The sequence below is a fragment of the Pseudomonas sp. WS 5010 genome, assembly GCF_012985565.1.
Lineage (GTDB): Bacteria > Pseudomonadota > Gammaproteobacteria > Pseudomonadales > Pseudomonadaceae > Aquipseudomonas.
Genome location: NZ_JAAQWQ010000002.1, coordinates 720,594 through 740,850 on the forward strand (window position 1 = coordinate 720,594; position 20,257 = coordinate 740,850).

Consider the following 20,257-nt stretch of genomic DNA (forward strand, 5'->3'; position numbering starts at 1 on the left):
GGGACTACACACCAGATGAATTTTTCCAAGTTCTTCATATCGCGGCCGATCTTCGCAGCGGTGCTATCGCTGCTGATCCTGATCGCCGGTGCAATCTCGCTGTTCCAACTGCCGATCAGCGAATACCCGGAAGTGGTACCGCCGACCGTGGTGGTGCGCGCCAACTTCCCCGGCGCCAACCCCAAGGTCATCGGTGAAACCGTGGCCTCGCCGCTGGAACAGGCGATCACCGGCGTCGAGAACATGCTCTATATGTCCTCGCAGTCGACCGCCGACGGCAAGCTCACCCTGACCATCACCTTCGCCCTGGGCACCGACCTGGATAACGCGCAAGTGCAGGTGCAAAACCGTGTGACGCGCACTCAGCCCAAACTGCCTGAGGAAGTGACACGCATTGGTATCACCGTGGACAAGGCCTCCCCCGACCTGACCATGGTCGTGCACTTGACCTCCCCGGACCAACGCTACGACATGCTGTACCTGTCCAACTACGCGATCCTCAATATCAAGGATGAGTTGGCGCGGCTGGGCGGCGTGGGTGATGTGCAGCTGTTCGGCATGGGCGATTACTCGCTGCGGGTGTGGCTGGATCCGAACAAGACCGCCTCACGCAACCTGACCGCCACGGATGTGGTAACCGCGATTCGCGAACAGAACCGTCAGGTGGCCGCCGGTGCCCTGGGCGCGCAACCTGCGCCCAACGACACCAGCTTCCAGTTGTCGGTCAATACCCAGGGCCGCCTGGTCACCGAGGAAGAGTTCGAAAACATCGTGATTCGCGCCGGCGACAACGGTGAGATCACGCGCCTCAAGGACATCGCCCGCGTTGAGCTGGGCTCCAGCCAATATGCCCTGCGCTCGCTGATCGACAATCAGCCGGCGGTGGCGATTCCGATCTTCCAGCGCCCGGGCTCCAATGCCATCGACATCTCCAATGATGTGCGCAGCAAAATGGCCGAGCTGAAAAAGAGCTTCCCCGAAGGCATGGATTACCGCATCGCCTACGACCCGACCGTGTTTGTGCGCGGCTCGATCGAGGCGGTGGTGCACACCTTGTTCGAGGCGTTGATCCTGGTAGTGCTGGTGGTGATCCTGTTCCTGCAGACCTGGCGTGCGTCGATCATCCCCCTGGTCGCAGTGCCGGTGTCGCTGATCGGCACCTTTGCGGTGATGCACTTGTTCGGCTTTTCCCTCAATGCGCTGTCGCTGTTCGGCCTGGTGTTGGCCATCGGGATCGTGGTGGACGACGCCATCGTGGTGGTGGAGAACGTCGAACGTAATATCGAGCTGGGCCTGGAGCCCTTCCCGGCCACGGAAAAAGCCATGAGCGAAGTGACCGGGCCGATCATTGCCACGGCGCTGGTGCTGTGTGCGGTGTTTATCCCGGCCGCCTTTATCAGCGGCTTGACCGGGCAGTTCTATAAGCAGTTTGCCTTGACCATCGCCATCTCGACCGTGATCTCGGCATTCAACTCCCTGACCCTGTCGCCGGCCCTTGCCGCAGTCTTGCTGCGCAGCCATGACGCGCCAAAAGACCGGTTCTCCAGGTTCCTCGACAAGCTCTTCGGTGGCTGGCTGTTCCGCCCGTTCAACCGCTTCTTTGAAAAGGCCAGCCATGGCTATGTCGGCACCGTGCGCCGGGTGATCCGTGGCACCGGTATCGCGCTGTTCGTGTATGGCGGCCTGATGGTGCTGACCTTCTTCGGGTTTGCCCACACGCCCACCGGTTTCGTACCGGCCCAGGACAAGCAATACCTGGTGGCCTTCGCCCAACTGCCGGACGCCGCGAGCCTAGACCGCACCGAAAACGTGATCAAGCGCATGTCTGACATCGCCTTGAAACAGCCCGGCGTCGAAAGCGCCATCGCTTTCCCGGGCCTGTCGATCAACGGGTTCACCAACAGCCCCAACAGCGGCATTGTGTTCGTGACCTTGAAACCGTTCGGCGAGCGCAAGGACCCCAGCATGTCCGCCGGGGCGATTGCCGGGGCGCTGAACGGCAAGTACGCCGACATCCAGGAAGCCTACATGGCGATCTTCCCACCGCCGCCGGTACAGGGCCTGGGCACCATCGGTGGGTTCCGCCTGCAAGTCGAAGACCGTGGCAACCTGGGCTATGAAGAGCTGTACAAAGAAGTGCAGAACGTCATCGCCAAGAGCCACAACGTGCCGGAACTGTTTGGCCTGTTCACCAGCTACACGGTCAACGTGCCCCAGGTCGATGCTGCTATCGACCGGGAAAAGGCCAAGACCCACGGCGTGGCGATCAGCGACATCTTCGACACCCTGCAAATCTACCTGGGCTCGTTGTATGCCAACGACTTCAACCGCTTTGGCCGTACCTACCAGGTCAACGTGCAGGCTGAACAGCAGTTCCGCCTGGACCAGGACCAGATCGGCCAGTTGAAAGTGCGCAACAACAAGGGCGAGATGATCCCGCTGGCGACCTTCATCAAGGTCAGCGACACCTCGGGGCCGGACCGTGTGATGCACTACAACGGCTTTATCACCGCCGAGATCAACGGCAACGCCGCCCCCGGCTACAGCTCGGGCCAGGCGGAGGCGGCGATCGAGAAACTGCTCAAAGAAGAACTGCCCAACGGCATGACCTACGAGTGGACTGACCTGACGTATCAGCAAATCCTCTCGGGCAATACCGCGCTGTTCGTGTTCCCGCTCTGCGTACTGCTGGCGTTCCTGGTACTGGCCGCCCAATACGAAAGCTGGAGCTTGCCACTGGCGGTGATCCTGATCGTACCGATGACCCTGCTGTCGGCCATCACCGGGGTGATTCTGTCCGGTGGCGACAACAACATCTTTACCCAGATCGGCTTGATCGTACTGGTGGGCCTGGCCTGTAAGAACGCGATCCTGATCGTCGAATTCGCCAAGGATAAACAGGAAGAAGGCCTCGACCCGCTGGCTGCGGTGCTGGAAGCCTGCCGCCTGCGTCTGCGGCCGATCCTGATGACCTCGTTCGCTTTCATCATGGGCGTGGTGCCCCTGGTGTTCTCCAGCGGCGCCGGTGCCGAGATGCGTCATGCCATGGGTGTGGCGGTGTTCTCCGGGATGATCGGTGTGACCTTCTTCGGCCTGTTGCTGACGCCGGTGTTCTACGTGTTGATCCGCCGCTATGTGGAGCGCAGCCAAGCGCGCAAAGCGGCCAAGGCCTTCCAGCTGGAGACACAGCAATGAATGTGAAAGTGTTCCTGCCGAGCCTGTTGGTATTGGCGCTCGCCGCCTGTGCCGTGGGCCCGGACTATAAAACCCAGCAACTGGAGGCGGCCAACATCACGGCCGCCGCCGATGCCAAGCAATACGACCACGCCAAGTTCGAAGGCATCTGGTGGCAGCAATTCGAAGACCCGATCCTCAACCAACTGGTCAGCCAATCGTTGAGCGGCAACCGGGACCTGCGGGTCGCGTTTGCCCGCCTGCGGGCCGCCCGGGCGATTCGTGATGACGCCAGCAATGACGCGATGCCGACCATCACCAGCCGCGCCAGCAGCGACTTGGCCAAGGGCCAGATCCCTGGCCAGACCACCCGCCGGGTCAATAGCGAGCGCTATGACCTGGGCCTGGATATGGCCTGGGAATTGGACCTGTTTGGCCGCATCCAGCGCAATCTCGAAGCCAGCGACGCCGACCAGCAAGCCGCCGAAGCCGACCTCTACCAACTGCAAGTCAGCCTGATTGCCGAACTGGTAGACGCCTACGGCCAACTGCGCGGTGCGCAACTGCGGGAAAAAATCGCCCTGGCCAACCTGAAGAACCAGCAGGATTCGCGCACCATCACCGAAAGCCTGCGCGATGCCGGCGTCGGCGACCAACTGGACGTGGTACGTGCCGATGCACGCCTGGCAGCGGTCGAAGCCAGCGTGCCGCAATTGCAGGCCGAGCAAGTGCGCGAGCGCAATCGCATCGCCACCCTCCTCGGCCAGCGCCCGGACAAACTCAGCGTGGACCTGAGCCCGGCCAACCTGCCGGCAATTGCCAAGGCCTTGCCGATTGGCGACCCGGGGCAACTGCTGCAACGGCGCCCGGACATTCTCAGTGCCGAACGCAAACTGGCCGCCGCTACCGCACGTATCGGCGTGGCCAAGGCCGACTTGTTTCCACGGGTCAGCCTCAGTGGTTTCCTTGGGTTTACCGCTGGCCGTGGCTCGCAGATCGGTTCCTCCGCCGCCAACGCCTGGGCCCTGGGCCCGAGCATCACCTGGGCCGCCTTTGACTTGGGCAGCGTACGCGCCCGCCTGCGCGGCGCCGATGCCGAAGCCGACGGCGCCCTGGCCACCTACGAGCAGCAAGTATTGCTAGCGTTGGAAGAGTCAGAGAATGCCTTCAGCGACTACGGCAAGCGCCAGCAGCGCCTGGTCTCGCTGATCCGCCAGAGCGAATCCAGCCGTGCCGCGGCCGACCTGGCCGAAATCCGCTACCGCGAAGGCACTGCCGACTTCCTCGTACTGCTCGACGCCCAACGTGAACGCCTGCTGGCCGAAGACGCCCAGGCCCTGGCCGAAGTAGACCTGTATCGCGGCATCGTGGCGATCTACAAGGCATTGGGGGGTGGCTGGCAGCCGGAGACGGTGGTCGCCAGCGCAAAGTGATGTAAAGAGCTCCTTTGGTTGGTCGCATCCAGCCAATTTTTAGCCCCGTGGTCCATTCGGTCACGGGGCTTTTTTTGTTTGGCGCGCCCTAAAATATTGAAAGTTATTTCTGTAAGTTAAACAAGAAGTCCCTGGTAAGTAATTTCCTAGTACCGTGCAGCACTTGGCTGCAAGGTAAAAATTCTTATTATTGCTGCGCTCAAATCGAAGCTGCCAGTTCTCCCATTATCATGACTTGGCCAGCTTTTTCAGCATTTAGCAAGAATCACCCCTTCAAAAGGAGATGTACGCCCCTTAAGCTTCAAGACTTTTGAATTAAAAGACAGGCGTTCAAATAAAAATGGGCTCATTCAATTTTTTAAAAAATAAAAACGACAACTTATATTATTCATTGTCGATATTTTTGAATCTGGATGTTCAGAGAAGCTTATTTGTGCTCTACCTATTGCAACTTGGAATCACACAAGGAGAAATAGGTATTCTTCAATCTTTTTTATTCTTCTCTTCTGTCGCATTGGAAATCCCATCTGGCTTACTCGCAGATCGATACGGTCGTAAATTTTCGCTTATAATAGGCTTCTTAGGATTATTTATAAGCGGCGTTGGCTTTTTACTGTTCTCTTCCTTTATTCCTTTCGCAATTATATTTTGCCTATTCGGTGCCAGTATTGCCATGAGCTCCGGTTCAGACAGGGCATTATTGTATGATAACTTACTGGCAGAAAATCGAGCTGAAGATTACCCCAAGATATTATCTCGCGCCCGTGCCATTGGTGCGGTTTCATTAGGCTTGTCCATGCTTCTTGGCGGTGTACTACAAGACACATGGTCTTGGAACTGTGTTTATATTTTTTTTGCAATATCAAAGCTTATTGGAGCGCTGACTGTAACATTAATCCCCGAAATCAAACTTCCACCTGTCTCACTGAACACCAATAAAGAAAGGGGCATGAGCAGTAAAAATACAGAGGGTCTTTTTACTGCGCTAATTAATTTCTTCCGCTCTAAAAACGGCGCTTTTCTTATACCTTTATTTATTGGATATGCTTTATTCGAGCTTTCAACGATCCCTTTGTTTATCTATGGCCAACCATTTTTCTCCATTCAGGGCTTAGAAGTACCTATAATTGCCGGCATCTATGCTGGAGTTGAAGCCATATCAGCAGTAATGTTCATGGGCGCTGGCTTTATTTGCGCCAGGTTTTCTCTCGGTGCAATTGCCTTCACTACCACCCTTGCCGTTACTTTGCTTCTTTTCATTTTATCATTGAATATTGGAACGACCACTTCAATCGCGAGCTTTCTTCTAATTATGTCGCTCCCAGCGATATATGAGACGTCATATGAAACATATATCCATGATAATGTCGATTCACGCATCCGAGCTTCCTGTCTCTCTGTTGCCAATCTAGTCAACTCGGTGATTATTGGTATCTCCTATACCGTTTTCGGCGGACTATTAGATGTATATGGCTTCTCATTGACTTTAATTATAGTTGCGGCAACCTGTTTTTTTGGTTTGCTGGGTGTGAGCATCACATTGCTGATAGGTGGCCGAAAAACCCGTTTAAATAACCAGAAGATTGAATCGCCCTAGATTTCCTAGAGCCTCTGCAGGCTCACTATTGAAAGCCGGCTTGGAGTTTTAACTGAGCCTTATCCGCGCCATTACGCCCTACGTAGCATCATTAAGAATCAAGCTGCGGTAATGCCCGGGATTGGAGCCCGACCATTTGCGAAAGGCCTTGTAGAACGAACTCACATCGGCGAAACCCAGGCGGCTGGCGATCTCGGCGAAGCTGATATCGGCCTCGGCCAGCCACACAACCGCCAGTTCCTTGCGCACGCTGTCCTTCAGGCCCTGGTAGGTTTGCCCTTCTTCCGCCAGGCGCCGGCGCAGGGTCGAGGCGGACATGCACAACACCTGGGCCAGGCTTTCGGTTTCCGGCCACTGTTGGGCCGGGCGTCGGCGCAGGTCATGCTTGATGCGCATCGCCAGGCTGTCGGGGTCGCGGTATTTGACCAGGATGTTGGCCGGCGCCTGGGCCAGGAAGCGCTTGAGTTCCTCGGGGCTGCGCTTGACCGGCAGGTCGAGGCAGTCGGCAGAAAAGATCATGCGTGTACGCGTGCGATCAAAGCGCAGGTTGTCGGAGAACATCACCTGGTAGTCGTCGCAGAAGTCCGGTTGCGGGCAGCGCAATTCAATGGCCAGGATCGGGATGCGTCGCCCGGCCAGCCAGCAGGCGACGCCGTGGACGATCATCCAGTAGCAAAAATAGGTGAACGCCCGTCGCGGTTCGGGTTCGGGCTCCAGCAAGACGATTTCCGCCAGGCTTTGCTGGCGCACCAATTGCGCGGGCAGGTGCTCGAGCATCAACGACAGGAAGCCCAGGCCGGTTTCCAGGGCCTCGCCCAGGGTAGGCTGGGCCATGGACGCGCGACACAGGAACCCCAGGCTGCCGGACTTGAGCTTGCGCGGGTCCATGCCAAAAAACTCATCATCCCGACGCCGTGCCAGCAAGCGCCAGAGCCGCGCGTACGCCAGCGCCGGGACGCGGGCGGCAGGCTGCTCCAGCAAAGCAGGCTCGATCCCGACCTTGTTCAGGGCCTCCCGCGTCGCCGCACCGGGGGCGCAACTCTGCAACAGGGCTTCACGAACCAGGTGGATGGAGATTGTGTCTTTTTCCGACATGGGCCAGGGCTCAATCTTGTAGGTCGGCCATTGTAGGAGCGTGTGGGCTTGATAAGGAACACATACCCCACGCTGCAACGACTTAGGCGGCTGTTCAGGCCGTGTTCAGAAAACGTCAAGATCCGCTGTTTAGTAATGAGTATCATTATGTTACAACTTAGCACCCTAACTAATTACGTTGCGGTGCCCGATGCTCGTCCCCTTTCTCATCATGCTGCGCGAAGGCATTGAAGCCGCATTGATCGTTGGCATCATCGCCAGCTACCTGCAACAGACCGGCCGTGGCCAATGGATGCCGGCGGTGTGGATCGGCGTATTTCTGGCAGCCGCCCTGGCCCTGCTGGTCGGCGGTGGGCTGGAGTTGGTCAGCGCCGAGTTCCCGCAAAAGCAGCAAGAACTGTTCGAAGGCGTTGTCGGCCTGGTGGCCGTGGGCATTCTCAGTTCCATGGTGTTCTGGATGCGCAAGGTCGCGCGCTCGATCAAGCATTCCCTGCACCAATCCCTGGATCATGCCCTGGCCGGCTCACGCAACCAGGTGATTGCGCTGATTGCCATGGTGTTTTTCGCCGTAGCCCGCGAAGGCCTGGAAACGGTGTTCTTCCTGCTGGCAGTGTTCCAGCAGAGCGAAGGCCCGGCCGCGCCCATCGGCGCCCTGCTCGGCCTGGTGCTGGCGATTGTCGTGGGAGTCTTGATCTACAGCGGCAGCATGCGCCTGAACCTTGGTGCGTTCTTTCGCTGGACCGGGCTGTTCATCCTGGTGGTAGCCGCCGGCATCCTCGCCAACTCGGTGCAGGCCCTGCATGAAGCCGGGGTGTGGAACCACTTGCAGACTGTACTGTTCGATTTCAGCGCGACGCTACCGATGGATGGCCCGCTGGGCTCGGTGCTGGCCGGCATGTTCGGCTATCAGGACGCGCCGACCGTCAGCACCCTGGGCGCCTACCTGATTTACCTGGTGCTGGCGCTGGTGATGTTCTTCATGCCCGCCGCGCCGGCCACCCCCTCTTCCGTTTCCAGCCAGTAAGGTCGTCCCTTGCCAAACCAAGCCCCTGCCTCGCCACCCCGCGCCTTGCGTTGGGCGGTCGCCGGTTCGGTGATCGTGATGATCGCCGCCGGCGGCCTGTTCTACTACGCCTCGCAATTGGCCGCGGCCAAGCGCCAGGTCAATCACAACGAAATCGCCGTGATCATCCATGCCCACGCCTGCGAGCCCAACGCCCTGACGGTGCCGGCAGGCCGTGCGAGTTTTCGCATCATCAATCGCTCGGATCGCGCGGTGGAGTGGGAAATCCTCGACGGCGTGCTGGTGGTCGAAGAGCGCGAAAACATTGCGCCTGGCTTGAGCCAGGTGATCAACGCCAACCTGCTGCCGGGCGACTACGCCATCACCTGCGGCCTGTTGAGCAACCCGCGCGGCACCCTGCACGTAACGCCGACCGCCGAGTCCGACGCCCAGGCCAAAGCCAAGCCGTCGATGGTGGCCTTTGTCGGCCCGCTGTCGGAGTTTCGCGTGTATCTGAACACCCAGGGTGGCGCCTTGATCAAGACCGTCAGCGCCCTCCAACAGGCGATTGCCGCCGGCGACCTGAGCCAAGCCCAGGCCCTGTACCTGCCGGCTCGCGAGGCTTACCAACGACTGGCCCCGGCCGCCCAGCGCCTGGCCGAGTTGGACAACGCGATCAATGCCCGCGCCGATTACTTCGAAAAACGCGAACAGGACCCGGCCTTCAGCGGCTTCCATCGCCTGGAGTACGGCCTGTTCGCGCAACACAGCCTCGACGGCCTGGCACCGATTGCCCAGCGCCTGCTGGCCGATGTCACCACCCTCAAGCAACAGCTGCTCGCACAGTCGCTGCCGCCCGAGCAACTGGTGAGCATCCTGGTGCGCAACCTCAACAGCCTGGCCGACGTGCGCGCCGCCAGTGGCGAAGAGGAGCGCTACAGCCACCTCGACCTCAATGGCTTTGCCGCCAACCTTACGGTGACGCGCAAAGTGGTGGACCTGATGCGGCCGCTGCTGGGCAAGTCCGCCGCCGACCTGTTGCCGGGGATCGATAGCGCGATCAACGCTTTCGCCGCGCAACTCGACGGCCTGCAGGTCGATGGCCACTACCCCACCTATGACAGCGTTACCGCCGATCAGCGCAAGCAGATCGCCGACAAGGCCAAGGCTCTGGCCGCCGCACTCGATGGAATCGACCCAGCCCTTGGCCTCTCCGGCCTTAAGTGAAGACGACCAAATAGATGAGTGATTCAGAACAGTTCAACGCCCAGCGCCGCCGTGTGTTGCTGGGCATGGCCGCCACCGGCGCGGCAATTGCCGGCAGCAGCCTCAGTTGCCCGGCGATGGCGGCCGGCGCGGCCCAGGTCACCGCTGCCCCCAGCAGCGAAAAAACCCAGGACCACCATGCCTTCCACGGCAAGCACCAGAGCGGTATCGTCACCCCGCGACCGGCCTGCGGCATGCTAGTGGCGTTCGATGTATTGGCCAGCGACCGCGAGGACCTGGAGCGGCTGTTTCGCACGCTCAACGAGCGCATCAGCTTTTTGATGACCGGTGGCAGCGTGCCGCAAGTCGACCCGAAACTGCCGCCCACCGACTCCGGGATCCTCGGCCCGGTGGTCACCCCGGATAACCTGACGATTACCGTGTCGGTGGGCGCGTCGTTGTTCGACGAGCGTTTCGGCCTGGCCGCCGCCAAGCCCAAGCGCCTGACCCGCATGGTCGGCTTCCCCAACGATGCCCTGGAACCGGCGCAGTGCCACGGCGACCTGAGCCTGCAGTTGAGTTCCAACACCCCCGATACCAATATCCACGCCCTGCGCGATATCGTGAAAAACCTGCCGGACCTGCTGCTGGTGCGCTGGAAACAGGAAGGCAGCGTACCGCCCCAGGCCCCTGCCCGCGCCGGGCAGCCGGCACAGAGTGCGCGCAACTTCCTGGGCTTTCGCGATGGCTCGGCCAACCCGGACTCCAACGACGCCAAGGCCATGGACCAACTGGTCTGGGTCCAGCCCGGCAGTGACGAGCCCGCCTGGGCCGCCCATGGCAGCTACCAGGCGGTGCGGATCATCCGCAACTTCGTCGAACGCTGGGACCGCACGCCCTTGCAGGAACAGCAGAGCATCATCGGCAGGATCAAGACCAGCGGCGCGCCCATGGACGGTCACAGCGAAGCCCAGGTGCCCGACTACAGCAAGGACCCAGAAGGCAAACTGACCAAGCTCGATGCGCATATCCGCCTGGCCAACCCGCGCACAGCGTCGACCCAGGCCAACCTGATCCTGCGCCGGCCGTTCAACTACTCCAATGGCGTCAACAAGAACGGCCAGCTGGACATGGGCCTGTTGTTTATCTGCTACCAGGCAGACCTGGAGAAAGGCTTCATTACTGTGCAAACCCGGCTCAATGGCGAGCCTCTGGAGGAGTACCTCAAGCCGGTGGGCGGCGGCTACTTCTTCACGCTGCCGGGGGTCACCGGGCCCAAGGACTTTATCGGCCGCACCTTGCTGCACACCACTGCCAACACCTAACCCCCTCCCCACAGCGGAAACCGTCCCATGAAAAAGTCGTCTCTTGCGTTGTTGTTGACCCTTTCTCCGCTCGCAGCCTTTGCCGCGACGGCGCCCCTGGACCTGGTGGGTCCGGTGTCGGACTACAAGATTTATGTCACCGACAAGATTGATGAACTGGTGACCCAGACCCAGGCCTTTACCGACGCGGTGAAAAAAGGCGACCTGGCCACCGCGAAAAAACTCTATGCGCCGACCCGTGTGCACTATGAGTCCATCGAGCCGATCGCCGAGCTGTTCAGCGACCTCGATGCCTCGATCGACTCACGGGTCGACGATCACGAAAAAGGCGTGAAGGCCGAGGATTTCACCGGTTTCCACCGTATTGAATACAGCCTGTTCGCCGAGAACAGCACCCAGGGCCTGGGCGCCCTTGCCGATGGCTTGAACAAGGACGTCAAAGACCTGCAAACCCGCGTTGCCGGCCTGACTTTCCCGCCGGAAAAAGTCGTCGGCGGCGCTGCCGCGTTGCTCGAAGAAGTGGCCGCCACCAAGATCTCCGGCGAAGAGGACCGCTACAGCCACACCGACCTGTATGACTTCCAGGGCAACATTGACGGGGCGAAGAAGATCGTCGACCTGTTCCGTGGGCAGATCGAACAGCAGGACAAGGCGTTTTTGGCCAAGGTCGACAAGAACTTCGCCACGGTGGACACCATCCTGGCCAAATACAAGACGGCCGATGGCGGTTTTGAAACCTATGACAAGGTCAAGGAAAACGACCGCAAGGCCCTGGTCGGCCCGGTCAATACCCTGGCCGAAGACCTGTCGACCCTGCGGGGCAAGCTGGGGTTGAACTGATACCTCGACGGTAGCGGCTCTGAGCCTGACACACCGCCATCGCGGGCAAGCCCGCTCCCACAGGGGGGCTCAGCGAGCAGAAAATATTCGCCACACCGCCAATCAAATGTGGGAGCTGGCTTGCCTGCGATGGCGGTGTGTCAGTCACCGGAAACAGTGGCTGAACCACCGCGATCGCGAGCAAGCCCGCTCCCACAGGGGATGTTCGTCGGTGCTGAAACTTGGGCCACACCGCAAATCAAACGTGGGAGCTGGCTTGCCTGCGATGGCGGTGTGTCAGTCATCCAAGATGGGTGGCTGAACCACCGCCATCACAAGCAACCCCACTCCCAAAGCTGTAGATCCCTATCATCTAGGTTAATCGCGCTGTGCGTTTAACCGTCTTACCTATAACGTTCCATTGATCCCACTCACGGAAGATTCCCCATGCCCGATTCAGCCACTAGCATCGATGCTGCCTTGCCCACCTCTGTGTCGTTCAACCTGCGTCCCCTGCTGATCGCCAACATGGCCTGCACCATGGCGATGATGGCGTTTGTCTCGCTGATTGGCCCCATCGCCCGGGTGCTGGGGCTGGCGACGTGGCAGGCGGGGGCGGCGGTGACGGTGTCCGGGGTGATCTGGATGTTGCTGGCGCGGCCTTGGGGCCAGGCCAGTGATCGCCTGGGGCGCCGGCGCGTGCTGCTGCTGGGCACGGGCGGTTTCACCCTGGCGTACTGGGCGCTGTGCGTGTTTATCGACGCGTCCCTGCAATTACTGCCCTCGGCCATGCTGGCGTTTATCGGGCTGGTGCTCGGGCGCGGGTTGATCGGGGTGTTCTACGCCGCAATCCCGGTGGGCGGCTATGCGTTGATCGCCGACAATATCGAGCCGGCCCACCGCGCCAAGGCCATGGCCTCGCTGGGGGCGGCCAACGCCTGCGGCCTGGTGCTAGGGCCGGCGGTTGCCGCGCTGCTGGCCCGCTACAGCCTGAGCCTGCCGTTCTATGCCATGGCGCTGTTGCCGATGCTCGGCTTCCTGGTGTTGCTGGTGAAACTGCCGCGCCAGGAACTGCACCTCAAGCAACCACCCAAGGCCGTCAACCTCTCTGACCCACGCCTGCGCCGGCCCCTGGTGGTGGCCTTTGCCGCCATGCTCTGTGTGTCTATCGCCCAGATCACCGTGGGCTTTTTCGCCCTCGACCGCCTGAAAATGAACCCGGCCGATGCCGCACAAACCGCCGGGATTGCCCTGACGATGGTCGGCCTGGCCTTGATCTGCTCGCAATTGCTGGTGCGCAAGCTCGAATGGCCGCCATTGCGGATGATCCGCGTCGGCGCCACTGTTTCCGCCCTGGGCTTTGCCGGCAGTATGTTCGCCGATACCGCGTGGATCCTCTGGCTGTGTTTCTTCGTCTCGGCGGCCGGCATGGGCTGGATCTTCCCATCGTTCGCCGCACTGGCGGCCAACGCAGTGGAAGCCTCGGAACAAGGCGCTACTGCCGGGTCGGTGGGTGCCGCACAAGGCTTGGGCGTGGTGGTCGGGCCCCTGGCCGGGACTCTGATCTATGCCGTCGAGCCGCGGCTACCGTACCTGGTGGCCGCTGCCCTGCTGCTGCTCATAGCGATCTGGCCGGCACCGCGCCACTAGAGAATCCGATACAACAACCGCTCGACCCGTACCCGGCTGACCCGGCGCAAAAACTTGCCGACGGCCTCGGGGTAATCCACCAGCGTCTGCAACTGCTGGTAGCCCTGGATCCGCGTGGTGTGCTGGAAAATCTGCGCAAGCTCGCCACGCCGTGGTGCCAGCCACTGGCCCTGGGGATCGTCGATCAGCAAGGCGTTTTCCAGGTCCAGGCGGAAAGCCCGGGGGTTGAGGTTGTTGCCGGTGAGCAAGGTATAGCGTTCGTCGACCCACATGCCCTTGAGGTGATAGGTGTTTTCCCCGTCGCGCCACAGATGCAGGTTGAGCTGGCCGCTGTCGATCATGCGCTGGTGGCGCTTGGCAAAGCGGCGCAGGCTGATCTCGTAGAGATAGGGCAGCGCGGCGATGATCCTGAAGGGTTCGCTGGGCGGGATGTAGAAGTCGTTGGCGGTCTTGTCGCCGACGATGATGTCGATCTTCACCCCCCGGGCCAGCGCGCGGTTGATTTCCCGGGTGACTGGCAGCGGCAGGTTGAAATACGGGGTGCAGATGGTCAACTGCTGCTGGGCACTGGCGATCAGCTCGCAGATCACCCGGCTCAGCGGGTTGTTCTTGCCCACCCCCAGCAGCGGGCTGACCGACAACCCGCCAATGCCCGCCTGGCCGGCCGTGGTGTCATAGGTCGCGTGCTTGAGACGGCTGCGCAGGTCGCCGATGTCATTGCGCAGGCTGCGGGTACTGGGCAGGTTGGGCAGGTCCAGGCGGTGCACCGCCTTGGACGCCACCAGGCCGTGTTCCACCAGGTGTTGCAGGGAGTCGGCCAGGGGCTTGCTGTGGATCAGGTGATAACGGTCGAAGCGGTATTTGTCGAACTTGTGCAGGTACACATTGTTCAAGCTGGCGCCGCTGTACAGCACACTGTCGTCGATCACAAAACCCTTGAGGTGCAGCACGCCGAACAGCTCGCGGGTCTGCACCGGCACGCCGTACACCGGCACTTGCGTCGGGTGTGACAGGGTCATCGCCTGGTACCAGGCGCTGTTGCCCGGCTGCTTGCCCGCGCCGATCAGCCCGCGCTGGGCGCGCAGCCAGTCGACCATCACCACGATATCCAGCCCGGGCCGTGCGGCCTTGGCGGCATGCAGCGCGTCAAACACCTCCTGGCCCGCTTCGTCCTGTTGCAAGTACAGGGCGACGATGTAGATACGGTGCTGGGCCTGGGCGATTTTCTCCAACAGGCAGCGGCGAAACTCGGCAGCGCCAGACAGCACCTCGATCGCATCGGTGCTCAGGGGAAAACCGCGCAATTTGGGCAACAGGGAACGTTTGAATAACGACGGCATAGGGCTCGCAATGATCGAATCCGAAGAGCCCGAGAGCTTACACCATGGGGGTCCCCAGGTCTGCCCACGGGCCGCTGAAAATAATTGATTGACCAAGAAGAACGATCGTTCTACTGTTCGCAACATGAACGATATGGCCAACAATGAAACCCGCGAGATTATCCTGGACGTCACCGAAAAGTTGATCTACCGGCATGGCATTGCAGCCACCGGCATGGATCTGCTGGTGAAAACCGCCGGTGTCTCCAGGAAGAGTATCTACCGCTACTTTGCCAATAAGGACGAACTGGTGATCGCCGCCCTGCAGCGGCGCGACGCGCGTTGGCTGCTGTGGCTGCGCAGCGAGGTCGAGCAATACGCCGGCAGCGGCGCCCGTTTGCTCGGCGTGTTCAGCGCCCTCAAGGCCTGGTTCGGCTCTGCGGACTTTCGCGGTTGCGCCTTTATCAATACCAGCGGCGAGACCGGCAACCCGCAAGACCCGGTTCGCTTACTGGCCAAGGCGCACAAACAGAAACTGTTCGAGTACCTGCTTGAACTGTGCAAGGCCCATGGCACCCCGGCCCCGGAGAAGCAGGCCGCGCAACTGCTGATCCTGGTCGATGGCGCCATTACCATCGCCCTGATCATGGGCGATGTCACCGCCGCTGATAATGCGCAATGCATGGCGCAGGACTTATTGGCACTTTGAAAGTTGTCTGGGTTTAACAACTAACGATCCAAAGGAGCAGTCAAATGACCGCCAATGCACACGTGCGTCCGCCCTTGCCGCCCTTTACCGAGCAATCGGCCATTGAAAAGATCCGTCTCGCCGAAGACGGCTGGAACTCCCGCGATCCGCAGCGCGTGTCGCTGGCCTACACCCTGGACACAAAGTGGCGCAATCGCGCCGAGTTCGCCCATAACCGCGAGCAGGCCAAGGATTTTCTCACCCGCAAATGGGCCAGGGAACTGGACTACCGCTTGATCAAGGAGCTATGGGCGTTTACCGGCAACCGCATCGCGGTGCGTTATGCCTATGAATGGCACGACGATTGCGGTAACTGGTTCCGCTCCTACGGCAACGAGAATTGGGAGTTTGACCAGGACGGCCTGATGTCCAATCGGCATGCGTGCATCAATGACATGCCGATCAAGGAAAGCGAACGCAAATTCCACTGGCCCCTGGGACGGCGCCCGGATGATCATCCGGGGCTGTCTGAACTGGGGCTGTAGGAGCCGGTCAATCCTGCTTCAAGCCCACCTGGTACAACACGCCATCATCCTCATCCGTGAGTACGTACAGGAAGCCATCCGGGCCCTGGCGTACATCGCGGATGCGCGCCTTCAACTCGCCCAGCAGGCGCTCTTCGTGGACCACCTTGTCGCCGTCGAACTGCAGGCGGATCAGCTCCTGGCTGGCCAGGGCGCCGATAAACAGGTTGTGCTGCCAGGCCTTGAAGCGGTCGGCGTCGTAGAACGCCATGCCGCTGATGGCCGGTGACTTTTCCCACACATGATGGGGCCCGACCGTGCCTTCGGCAGTCTTGCCCTTGGCCTCGGGAATCGGCAGCAAGGAATAGTTGATGCCATGGGTCGCCAAGGGCCAGCCGTAGTTCTTGCCACGTTCGATGATATTGATCTCATCACCGCCGCGTGGGCCATGTTCGTTTTCCCAAAGAGTGCCGGTCCACGGGTTCAGCGCAGCGCCCTGGGGGTTGCGCTGGCCATAGGACCAGATTTCCGGCCGCGCTCCTGGCTGGCCGACAAACGGGTTGTCATCCGGTACGCGGCCGTCGGGGTAGATCCGCACTACCTTGCCCTGCAACTTGTCCAGGTCCTGGGCCGTCGGGCGATCATTGTTCTCGCCCAGGGTCACAAACAGGTAGCCATCGCGGTCAAACACCAGGCGCGAGCCAAAATGGTTGCCGGTGGAGAGCTTGGGCTCCTGGCGCAGGATCACCTGGAAGTCCCTGAGGCCGCTCAGGTCGTCGCTCAAGCGGCCACGCCCTACCGCCGTGCCGGCCGTACCGCCCTTGCCACCCCCTTCGGCGTAGGACAGGTAGACCAAGCGGTCCTCCTTGAAATCCGGTGACAACACCACATCCAGCAAACCGCCCTGCCCCTTGGCCCAGGCTTGCGGCACGCCACTCAGCGGCGCGGACAATTTGCCATCACTGCCCACAAAACGTAGCGCGCCCGGCCGTTCGGTGACCAAAAAGCCCTGTTTGTCGGGTAAAAACGCCACCGCCCATGGGTGGTCCAGGCCTTTGACAATCGGGGTCGCGGTGATACTGCCTTGCTCGCTGGGGAACTGCCGGGTCTCGGCGGCCAACGCGGGCAACGCGCTTGCCAGGGCGCTGGCGCAGCAGGTCGCTAAAAGAGTTGTGCGTAGAAACATACCGTGGGTTCCTTGCGTTCAGGGCCGGCGATTGCCATTGGCATCTTGCGTCGGGGCTGAAGGTTGGGTGGCGGGACGTGCAGGTGCTGCATCACGTTGCGGATAGCGGTTGCCGATACCGCCATTTTCCAGGGTCGGCGGCCGAGGCACCGGCGCGGTGTAGGTACCGCGGGTGGCGGGCGTATTGGGCTGGGTGCCCTGCATGCTGTTGGGATTGGCCCGTTTGATCGGGCTGTTATACGGGTTGTTGTTGCCGGGCAGGTTCTGCGCCTGCACCCCGCCACTCAAGGCAAGGCCCAGGGCCAGCACTACAAGGCTGCGCGTACGGCTGTTCATGACAAAACCTCTGTAGGGTGAGGAATACCTGCATTCGATAACACGCTACGCCCTGGGTTCGGATTTGGTAACCAAATACTTTCCATGCAGGTGTAACACGGCTTTTCGAATGCCCCTACGCCAACCGGCAGCGGCTCAGCAAGAAGATAGGGCAGAAACTGGGGACCCAGCCGCCTGAGTAGCCCCTGCCAGTGGCAAGGGGCCTTACTCTCAGATCAATATGAAAATCACTGCCAAACCAGCAAAGATCGCCCACTTCTCCAGGTAATACCGGGTGCGGTTACGCTTTTTCAGCTCCTTGCCGCGCAGGCGGATCTTGTACAGGCGGGTAAAGGCGCGGTTCAAGCCGCCGGTCTTGTCCCCGGCATCATTGGGCGAGCCGGCGGCGGCCATGACATTGCGGCTGAACCAGCGATTGAACGCCGCAGCCCAACGGTATTTCATCGGTCGCTCAATATCGCAGAACAAGATGATGCGGTTTTGCTGGGTGGTGTTTTCGGCGTAGTGAATGTAAGTCTCGTCAAACATCACCGCCTCGCCGTCGCGCCAGTGATAGTTTTCACCGTCCACGTTGATATAGCAGCCTGGATCGTTGGGTGTATCCAACCCCAGGTGGTAACGGTAGGAGCCAGCATAAGGATCGCGATGGCGCACCAATTTCGAGCCTGGAGGCAATTCAGCAAACATCGCGGCCTTGATCGAACCGATGCTTTGCACAAGCTCCGTAGTACGCGGGCACAGCTTCATGGCCGAAGGATGGCTGTCGCCGTACCACTTGAGGTAGAAACGTTTCCAGCCCGATTTGAAAAACGAGTTGAAACCCACGTCGTTGTATTGGTCCGAGCGCTTGATCTCACCGGCGCGCATCAGGTTCTGGCCCTCCTCGCGAATCTCCTGCCAGTGCTCCTGGAGCGGGCTCAGGTCGGGGAAATCGCTGGGCGAGAGATACGGGCGGCCGGGCAGTTTGGAGAATAGGTAAAGGAAGCAATTGACCGGGGCGAGGAAGGTCGAGTGGTCGCTTAATTGACGGCCCAGCTTATGTCGCACCCGGCCACGCAGATGGACATACGCGATGGAGACAACGTAGAGAGCAACAATGATGAGTTTCACGGGAATTCGTCACATGTCAGAAGAGTACAGGCTGCTCCTCCAGGCCGGGCCAGGGAGGGAAAATGCAGCACCTGAAATCACAATTCGTTAACAGCCCACGAGTGCCTTGGAGACAGTTCGGATAGTGGCCAATGGCAGTTATTTTAGCCATAGATTGTAACCAAAGGTTAACTAAGAATTGTGAAAAGGTGTCTTCCAACTGTATAGCCGCGCCACCTCGGACGCGGGGTGGCGGGTCTTGCGGGCTGCGACGCAGCCCGGCAAAGGAGCGGCGTGACTCAGCCCAGTGGCTGGTCATCCTTGCGTTCGCGCTTGGTAAAGCGGTCGTCGTCCAGGGGCGAATAGGCCACTGGCTTGCCGCGTGCCAGCACCAGATGGCGAACCAGCGCGATCAATATCCCCAGCAGCAAACCGCCCACCAGGCTCAACGCAACCACCAGGATTTTCTTCGGCTTGACCGGGCTCAGGGGCTCCTGGGCGCGCCGGTCAATGGTCACCAGTTTCAAGGCGCTCATATCGATATTCAGGCTGCGCAGGCGCGCCACTTCAGCGCGCAAGGGCTCGACATCCTGCAGGAAAATATCTTCATTGCCCCGACGCTTCATCACCTCGACCTGGCGATTGACCTCCAGCAACTGCAGTTCCTTGCCGATTTCGGCGACGCGGTTGTTGGTGAAGTCATCACTGGTACGCTGCTGCAGGGCCGTGCGCTCGGCTTCCAGGGCGTCGGTGCCGAGGAAGTACAGGGGAATCTGCTGGTTGTTGACCTCGGTGCGCATCACCTGGCTTGTGCCACTACGCCCGGCATCGGCCATGGACGACGGCGTGGTCGGGTTCTTGATGCCCATGGACTTGGCAATCGAGATGGCCTCGTTCAACTCTGCCAGGCGGTTGGAACGCTGCATTTTCATCTGTAGGCGCAGGGCGCTGAGTTCGTCTTCAAGCTGTGCGCGCTTGAGCTTGTCGCCCTCCAGCAGCTTGGCGATCTTCGATTCCTTGTCGGTTTCATAATTGGCGCGCGCTGCGTCAATCTTGCCCTTGAGCTCGGTAAGGCGGTTGTTGACGATCACCTTGAGATCGGCGCCCACTTGCTCGCGCTCGGCTGCAATGGCGTAGTCGACAAAACCGTTGAGAATCGCGACCCCGTCTATATCGGTGGGGTATTGCAGCTCAAGACGGATATAGCTACTGAGGGAATCTGCTTTCTTCGGGTCGGGCAGGATCAGCTTGATCGAGTTGCGGTTGAACGCTTCGAAACTCTGCTCAAGGCTGCGGCCCGGCTCCTGAAACGCCTGGAACAACGCCGGGTTGGCTTTGAAGAAGCTCAGTCGCGCGTCGTACGAATCCAACTGCGCGCCCACTTTGGCCAGCGCGTCCGCCGGTGGCAACTTGTAGACCTCGGAACGATTGAGTGCGTCCAGTTCATTGATAGCTGCCGGCCTCAGCACGCTGCTGACCTGGTACTCACGGGGAGCGAGCAGCGCGTAGCCAACACCAAGCAGGCCGGCAAAGAAGGTACAGCCGATGACCAGTTTCTTCTGCCGCCAAATCGAGTGAAACAGCTCAAATAAATCAATTTCGTCAGACACCACGGGGGCGTGCACCTGGGGAGTTCTATTCAAAATGGGGACACCCTTCAAAAAGTGGACGCTGGCTGTCCACTACACGATAGATCTGAATAACCAACTGAAAATGCAGGGACAACGCCCTGTATATGGCTCGTACGACACGAGACAACGGTCATCCGACCATTTAGTCACTGAAAAAATCCCTATCGCATGGAGTTTGTTTT

General features: G+C 60.2%; 16 protein-coding genes. 10 read left to right on the plus strand and 6 right to left on the minus strand.

The window, feature by feature from the left end; translation table 11 throughout:
* Positions 1-15 precede the first annotated feature (15 nt).
* The 3 genes from HBO11_RS07845 to HBO11_RS07855 all read left to right on the plus strand — a co-directional run bounded on the left by HBO11_RS07845 (position 16) and on the right by HBO11_RS07855 (position 6,204).
* The gene (locus tag HBO11_RS07845; RefSeq protein ID WP_169951433.1) at positions 16-3,195 is read left to right on the plus strand and encodes an efflux RND transporter permease subunit; all 3,180 of its coding nucleotides are present in this window, start codon (positions 16-18) and stop codon (positions 3,193-3,195) included.
* Entirely contained in the window at positions 3,192-4,607 is a 1,416-nt protein-coding gene (locus HBO11_RS07850; RefSeq protein WP_169951431.1) for a TolC family protein, read from the plus strand. Before HBO11_RS07845 ends, HBO11_RS07850 begins: the two co-directional genes overlap by 4 nt.
* A gap of 340 nt (positions 4,608-4,947) precedes the next feature.
* Complete coding sequence (locus tag HBO11_RS07855; RefSeq protein WP_169951428.1) at positions 4,948-6,204, plus strand: MFS transporter; 1,257 nt, start codon at positions 4,948-4,950, stop codon at positions 6,202-6,204.
* 78 nt (positions 6,205-6,282) lie between these two features.
* Here the strand turns inward: HBO11_RS07855 and HBO11_RS07860 are convergent, their stop codons facing one another.
* A complete protein-coding gene (locus HBO11_RS07860; protein WP_169951426.1) occupies positions 6,283-7,299 on the minus strand; it encodes an AraC family transcriptional regulator in 1,017 nt (338 codons plus the stop codon).
* Between the two features lie 190 nt (positions 7,300-7,489).
* On the opposite strand from HBO11_RS07860, the gene efeU reads away from it, so the two are divergent.
* The 5 genes from efeU (at position 7,490) to HBO11_RS07885 (ending at position 13,302) form a co-directional block, all read left to right on the plus strand.
* A complete protein-coding gene (gene efeU, locus HBO11_RS07865; RefSeq protein ID WP_169951424.1) occupies positions 7,490-8,323 on the plus strand; it encodes an iron uptake transporter permease EfeU in 834 nt (277 codons plus the stop codon).
* Positions 8,324-8,401: 78 nt separating this feature from the next.
* A complete protein-coding gene (gene efeO, locus HBO11_RS07870) occupies positions 8,402-9,529 on the plus strand; it encodes an iron uptake system protein EfeO (RefSeq protein WP_169951955.1) in 1,128 nt (375 codons plus the stop codon).
* 14 nt (positions 9,530-9,543) lie between these two features.
* Positions 9,544-10,833, plus strand: coding sequence for an iron uptake transporter deferrochelatase/peroxidase subunit (efeB, locus tag HBO11_RS07875; protein WP_169951421.1), 1,290 nt, complete (start codon positions 9,544-9,546; stop codon positions 10,831-10,833).
* Positions 10,834-10,860: 27 nt separating this feature from the next.
* Positions 10,861-11,673 (plus strand): iron uptake system protein EfeO, encoded by an 813-nt coding sequence (efeO, locus tag HBO11_RS07880; RefSeq protein WP_169951419.1) that lies wholly within the window; start codon positions 10,861-10,863, stop codon positions 11,671-11,673.
* Between the two features lie 426 nt (positions 11,674-12,099).
* Positions 12,100-13,302, plus strand: a complete 1,203-nt coding sequence (locus HBO11_RS07885) for an MFS transporter (protein WP_169957290.1) — start codon at positions 12,100-12,102, stop codon at positions 13,300-13,302.
* On the opposite strand, the gene pssA is transcribed toward HBO11_RS07885, so the two are convergent.
* Positions 13,299-14,642 (minus strand): CDP-diacylglycerol--serine O-phosphatidyltransferase, encoded by a 1,344-nt coding sequence (gene pssA, locus HBO11_RS07890; RefSeq protein WP_169957292.1) that lies wholly within the window; start codon positions 14,640-14,642, stop codon positions 13,299-13,301. The genes HBO11_RS07885 and pssA overlap by 4 nt on opposite strands.
* 124 nt (positions 14,643-14,766) lie before the next feature.
* Here pssA and HBO11_RS07895 point away from each other — a divergent pair, with 124 nt between their 5' ends.
* Both HBO11_RS07895 and HBO11_RS07900 read left to right on the plus strand, forming a co-directional pair.
* The gene (locus HBO11_RS07895; protein WP_169957294.1) at positions 14,767-15,330 is read left to right on the plus strand and encodes a TetR/AcrR family transcriptional regulator; all 564 of its coding nucleotides are present in this window, start codon (positions 14,767-14,769) and stop codon (positions 15,328-15,330) included.
* 44 nt (positions 15,331-15,374) lie between these two features.
* A complete protein-coding gene (locus HBO11_RS07900; RefSeq protein WP_169957295.1) occupies positions 15,375-15,854 on the plus strand; it encodes a DUF1348 family protein in 480 nt (159 codons plus the stop codon).
* A gap of 7 nt (positions 15,855-15,861) precedes the next feature.
* Here the strand turns inward: HBO11_RS07900 and HBO11_RS07905 are convergent, their stop codons facing one another.
* The 4 genes from HBO11_RS07905 to HBO11_RS07920 form a co-directional block, all read right to left on the minus strand.
* Positions 15,862-17,019: a PQQ-dependent sugar dehydrogenase gene (locus HBO11_RS07905; protein WP_169957297.1), complete on the minus strand. Its 1,158-nt coding sequence runs from the start codon at positions 17,017-17,019 to the stop codon at positions 15,862-15,864.
* Between the two features lie 18 nt (positions 17,020-17,037).
* On the minus strand, positions 17,038-17,355 hold the full coding sequence (locus HBO11_RS07910; protein ID WP_070996253.1) for a hypothetical protein: 318 nt from the start codon (positions 17,353-17,355) through the stop codon (positions 17,038-17,040).
* Between the two features lie 210 nt (positions 17,356-17,565).
* Positions 17,566-18,465: a lipid A hydroxylase LpxO gene (lpxO, locus tag HBO11_RS07915; protein WP_169957305.1), complete on the minus strand. Its 900-nt coding sequence runs from the start codon at positions 18,463-18,465 to the stop codon at positions 17,566-17,568.
* A gap of 278 nt (positions 18,466-18,743) precedes the next feature.
* Positions 18,744-20,087 carry a Wzz/FepE/Etk N-terminal domain-containing protein gene (locus HBO11_RS07920; RefSeq protein ID WP_169957307.1) on the minus strand — a complete coding sequence of 448 codons (1,344 nt, stop codon included), beginning with the start codon at positions 20,085-20,087 and terminating at the stop codon, positions 18,744-18,746.
* Between the last annotated feature and the right edge of the window lie 170 nt (positions 20,088-20,257).